Here is a 3,186-nt window from a genome sequence, read left to right as displayed (position 1 = left end):
GGCGTGGCTGGAAGCGAACGACCGGCCGGGCGTGACCATCATCACGTCCGATGCGGACCGGCGCGTCCAGCACATGGCCGAACTGATCCGGCGCCACCCCGAACTAGGCGAGCCGATGCAGGCCGGCATGTCGGAAGTCTCGGTGCTCTGGACTGATCCCTCCGGGGTGAAGCTCCGGGCCCGCTTCGACAAGCTGCTGCCAGCCTTCGTCGTCGACCTGAAGACGTTCGGCGGCGACGCGCGCGGGGACACGGTGAGGCAGCAGTGCCTCGGCCTCGTCGCTAATCGATCGATGGACGTCCAGCGGTTCCTCTACGCCCAGGCTCGCGCCGCCATGGCCTCGCTGCCGATCATCGGCGCCAAGCCGAAGGAAGCCGAATGGCTCCAGAAGGTCGCAGCGGTCGAGCAGTGGCAGTGGTGCTGGATCTTCTACCGCCGGCAGGATGATCGGAAGGGCCATGCGCCCGTCGTGAAGCCGATCCTTCGCAGCGCCGGCGACGCCACATACCTGACCGGCGAGCGCAAGACCGCCATTGCCCTGCAGAACTACCGGACCTTCGTCGATCGCTTCGGCTTCGACGTGCCGTGGGCGGTAATCGAGGTCACTGAGGAACCGCAGGACCACGAGTTCCCGCCGTGGATCGAGCGCGTCCACGAGCCGGTCACCTTCCCCTCTGACATCAAGGACGCAGCCTGACATGAACGCCGTCGCCGAGCGCCCCGCGCGCCCCCAAGACGTGGTCCGCCACCAGCTCGAGGCCATGACGCCACAGTTCGCCCTGGCCTTGCCGCCGCATGTACCGGCCGAGCGGTTCGTCCGCATTGTCATGACGGCAGTGCAGTCGAACCCGGACCTCCTGAACAAGGACCGGCAGTCGCTGTTCGAGGCGTCGATGAAGTGCGCTCAGGATGGGCTCCTGCCGGACGGCCGGGAAGCGGCGCTCGTCGTTCACGGCGCCAAGATCACCTACATGCCGATGGTGGCCGGGATCCTTTCGAAGGTCCGGCGGTCGGGCGAGCTCAAGTCGATCAGCGCCCACGTCGCCTATGAGCGCGACGAGTTCGACTACATCCTCGGCGACGAAGAGCGCATCCACCACAAGCCGTTCCTCGGCGAGGACCGCGGCAAGCCCATCGCCACCTACGCCGTCGCCCATACGAAGGACGGCGGGGTTTATCGCGAGGTCATGACCGAGGCTCAGGTCATGGCGGTGAAGGCGATCAGCCGGGCCAAGAACGGCCCGTGGCGGGGACCGTTCGCCGACGAGATGCGGCGCAAGACGGCAATCCGACGCCTGTCCAAACGGCTGCCCATGTCGACCGACCTGCTGGCGGTGATCGAGCGCGACGACGAGCTCTACGACCTGAACAAGGCCCAGCCGGTGCAGGTCCGGCGGCTGCACGCAGACTTCGAGGCCCTGCCGGCGCCGGAGCCGGAAGAGGACCAGGTGCCCGACTCCCCCCTTGGCGACGACGACATCCCGACCTTCGACCCGGAAGAAGTCGAAGCGAGCGGGCAGGGGGCTGAGGCTCCGTCCGGCGACGACGACGTGTTCCCAGGGGATCGGTGATGTGCAACGCCTGCGGTTTTCAGTGCTCCGCATCCGACGGCTTTTCGGGATGCGGCTGCGATCACTGTGATGAGCCGGACTGCTGGTCTGACGACGCGTTCGACGAAGAGTTCAGGGACGATGAGGACCCAGTCGAGCGCCACGCGATCACCGCGAGAGCGAAGGTGAGCACGTCAGCAAGGTTGGCGAGGGCGGCTAAGATTTGTGTGGCCATGAAGGCGGCTCCGAGTGGTGAGTCGCCAGAGCTTCGGGCCTCTCCCGAACCGGCAACGCGGGTCTGGAGCTCAGTCAAATGCGAGGCAGTCCCCTCGTCAGGGCGGGTTGTGTGCCGACCTGCTGGCCAGGAGGTCGACAGTAGGAGCCCGCTTGCGCACCGCGCTGAGCGACAGGTTGCGCCGCAGGAGCGGAAGCAGGCGGCCGTACAGGTGCACTCGGACTTCAAGCGGCACAATGGGTCGTGGGGACCAGATCACGAAGTCGGCGACGCCCCGCGCCAAGCCGTCGGCCCGGTCGATGCTCAGCGCGAGGTTCATCTCAATCGCCCGCCGGCCGCCGTGCGGCTGGTAGGTGTTGAAGTCGAGGCTTCCGTCGATGTTTCTGTCGCCGTCATCCTCGTGCCGGCGGCGGAAGTCGCTAAGGTAGGCCAGTTTGTCCTGGAACAGAGCATCCTTCGGGATGCGGATATTCACATAGGCTTGGGCGTGCGGCTCGAGGTCGGCCACAGTCAGGGTAGCGAGCCAGAAGTCGTTGCCCTGATCTTCAGCCACCAGCTGGATGCGGCGCCGGTCGCGTTCGGCCCGCGCCAGCCACTGCCAGCACAGCGAACCCATCGACAGGGCGAGGGCGGCGGCCGTGCCTACCCCCTGCAGCCAATCCGTGATCGTCGGCCCCGCCATAGACGAAGGCTGGCACAACCGAACGCTGCTCGCCAGACGGTCGTGCCGCCAGATGCCCTCTCCGCCGTCCAGCTCCAACCGCATGGGCGGGGAGTAGGATGACCGCCGCAAACGACAACGGCTTCAAGCTGGCTTACACGCCGGCGGAGGCCGCCCAAGCGACGGGTCTCGGCAAGACGACCATCTATGAGCTGCTCAAGGATGGCCGGCTGAAGCGGGTGAAGATCGGCCGCAGCACGGTTATCCCCAGGTCATCTCTGCTGGCCCTGCTGGGCGAAGAGGCTGACGCCGCTTAGGGCGCATCTTAGGGCGGAACGGCAGGGCGCTCGCCAAATGCCCGCGCTGCGGCAAGGCTCGGCGCCCTCCGTCTCCGCCAGATCCTGCCGAGCGACGCCGCCGCCGCCGATCGCAGGCCCCCGTTCATGAAACCGGACCGCCGCCCAGGGATTGCAACGGGAGTAGTTTCCCCGGACGCGTTCCATGTCTGCCTGTCCGCCTCCTCCCCGCCGCCCGATCGTTCCGCGCAGATTGGAGCGCGGCCATATCGTCGCGCTCACGGCGGTCGCCGTGGCGGCCTTCGGCCTGTTGGGGCTTCGGGCCGTGGAGCTTCCGCAGCCGCGTCCGGTGAGCGACAGCGATCGCCTGCGCATCGAGGTCGTGCCGCCGGTCGAGCCGAAGATCGCGCCGGGTTCGGTGATGGAGGTCGGGGAGCTGGTCGA

Annotated in this window: 4 protein-coding genes and 1 pseudogene; 4 read left to right on the top strand and 1 reads right to left on the bottom strand. The window is 67.3% G+C overall.

Annotated elements, in window-relative coordinates; all coding sequences use genetic code 11:
• Window positions 1-697: PD-(D/E)XK nuclease-like domain-containing protein (locus RIF93_RS19685; RefSeq protein ID WP_309093142.1), on the top strand; the 697-nt coding region annotated here is incomplete at its 5' end.
• Window position 698: 1 nt separating this feature from the next.
• Window positions 699-1,571: a recombinase RecT gene (locus RIF93_RS19680; RefSeq protein ID WP_309093141.1), complete on the top strand. Its 873-nt coding sequence runs from the start codon at window positions 699-701 to the stop codon at window positions 1,569-1,571.
• A gap of 311 nt (window positions 1,572-1,882) precedes the next feature.
• Here RIF93_RS19680 and RIF93_RS19675 read toward each other — a convergent pair whose 3' ends face one another.
• Complete coding sequence (locus RIF93_RS19675) at window positions 1,883-2,551, bottom strand: hypothetical protein (RefSeq protein ID WP_309093140.1); 669 nt, start codon at window positions 2,549-2,551, stop codon at window positions 1,883-1,885.
• Between the two features lie 14 nt (window positions 2,552-2,565).
• On the opposite strand from RIF93_RS19675, the gene RIF93_RS19670 reads away from it, so the two are divergent.
• Window positions 2,566-2,763, top strand: a complete 198-nt coding sequence (locus tag RIF93_RS19670; RefSeq protein WP_309093139.1) for a helix-turn-helix domain-containing protein — start codon at window positions 2,566-2,568, stop codon at window positions 2,761-2,763.
• Between the two features lie 232 nt (window positions 2,764-2,995).
• A pseudogene (locus tag RIF93_RS19665) lies at window positions 2,996-3,186 on the top strand (hypothetical protein); the annotation flags it as partial.

Source organism: Phenylobacterium sp., assembly GCF_031181185.1.
Taxonomy (GTDB): Bacteria; Pseudomonadota; Alphaproteobacteria; order Caulobacterales; family Caulobacteraceae; genus Phenylobacterium.
The sequence above is the reverse complement of the archived record's forward strand: the minus strand, read 5'-3'. Positions and strand labels throughout refer to the sequence as shown.